General features: G+C 67.3%; 1 protein-coding gene. It reads left to right on the forward strand.

The features are described from left to right. Positions 1–1,913, forward strand: a 1,913-nt coding sequence (locus tag IBX53_RS15970) for a sodium:solute symporter family protein (protein ID WP_290911325.1), incomplete at both ends; no start/stop codon positions are given.

Consider the following 1,913-nt stretch of genomic DNA (forward strand, 5'->3'; position numbering starts at 1 on the left):
GGCGACCGTCATGCCCGCCAGCATGGCGCCAGCCGGCGACGGCCCATCATCTACAGCCTGGCACTGGCCATCTACTGCACCTCCTGGACCTTCTACGGCGCGGTGGGGCAGGCGGCCACCGGCGGCTGGTCCTTCGCCAGCATCTACATCGGGCCAATCCTCACCTTCCTGCTGTTCTGGCCGGTGCTGGCCAAGATGATCCGTGTGGCCAAGCACCAGAACGTCACCTCCATCGCCGATTTCATCGCATCGCGCTACGGCAAGGCCCAGTCCCTGGCCGCCTTCGCCAGCCTGGTGGCCCTGATCGGCACCCTGCCCTACATCGCCCTGCAGTTGAAGGCGGTCTCCACCTCCTTCAGCGTGCTCACCGCCGCCGGTGACTCTGCCGACACCCCGCTGTTCGCCGACACCGCCCTCTACGTGGCCGTGGTGATGGCAGCCTTCGCGATCCTGTTCGGCACTCGCCACACCGACGCCACGGAGCACCACGAGGGGCTGATCCACGCCGTGGCCTTCGAGTCGTTGGTCAAGCTGGTCGCCTTCCTGGTGCTCGGCGCCTACGTCACCTGGGGCATGTTCGGCGGCCTGGGGGAGCTGTTCGCCCAGGCGGAGGTCCAATTGGAGCTGCAGCGCCAGCTATCCCAGCAGGACTTCGGTCAGAGCTTCTGGGCCCAGACCCTGCTGGCGATGCTGGCGGTGCTCTGCCTGCCGCGCCAGTTCCACGTGGCGGTGGTCGAGAACACCCACCCGGACGATGCCGCCAAGGCGCGCTGGCTCTTCCCTCTCTACCTGGCTGCCTTCGCCTTCTTCGTGCTGCCGCTGGCGGCCGCTGGCCTGACCCTGTTCGCCGACGGCGGCATTGAACCGGACACCTACGTGCTGGCGCTGCCCATGGCGGCGAACAGCCAGTGGCTGACCCTGCTGACCTTCATCGGCGGCTTCTCGGCGGCCACCGGCATGGTGATCATGGCCGCGGTGGCGGTATCGATCATGATCTCCAACGAGATCGTCATCCCGGCGCTGTTCCGCCTGCGCTGGTTCGACACCAAGGCCCGCGACTATGGCCGCCTGGTGCTGCGCGCCCGGCGCATCACCATCGCCGCGGTGCTGGCCATGGCCTACGGCTTCTATCAGCTGATCGGCGAGTTCACCTCGCTGGCCTCCATCGGCATGCTCTCCTTTGCTGCCGCCGCCCAGTTCGCCCCCGCACTGATCGGCGGCCTCTACTGGAAGCGCGGCAACCGCCTGGGGGTGGTCGTCGGCATGAACGCCGGCTTCGCCATCTGGGCCTACAGCCTGCTGATGCCGGCGATGATCTCCGCCGGGGTGCTCCCGGGCCACTGGCTCGACGGCGGCCCGCTGGGGCTCGCCTGGCTGGCGCCCACTTCACTGTTCGGGCTTAACGTGGGCGACAGCTTCACCCACGGCGTCATGCTCTCGCTGGGGTTGAACCTGTTCTGCTACATCTTCGTCTCCCAGGTCACTTCACAGCGGGTAGTGGAGCGGATCCAGGCCTCGCTCTTCGTGGACAGCGTCGAGACCCGTCAGACCTCGGTGAACCGTCCCTGGACCGGCGCCACCACCGTGGGCGACCTCAAGGTGCTGTGCGAGCGCTTCCTCGGTGCCGGCCAGGTTAGCCGAGCCTTCCACGACTATGCACGGCGCAGCGGCTCAACGCTGGAGGACGGCGCCCGCGCCTCCATCGACGTCATCCAGTTCACCGAGCGCTTCCTGGCCTCGGTGCTGGGGGCCTCCTCGGCACGCATCGTGGTCAACTCGGCGCTGCAGGGCCGCGGCATTGGCATCTCCGACGTGATCTCCATCGTCGATGAGGCCTCCCAGGTACTGGAGTTCAACCGCGCCCTGCTCCAGGCTACCATCGAGAACATCAACCAGGGCATCAGCGTGGTGGA

The organism is Halomonas sp., assembly GCF_014859505.1.
Taxonomy (GTDB): domain Bacteria; phylum Pseudomonadota; class Gammaproteobacteria; order Pseudomonadales; family Halomonadaceae; genus Halomonas.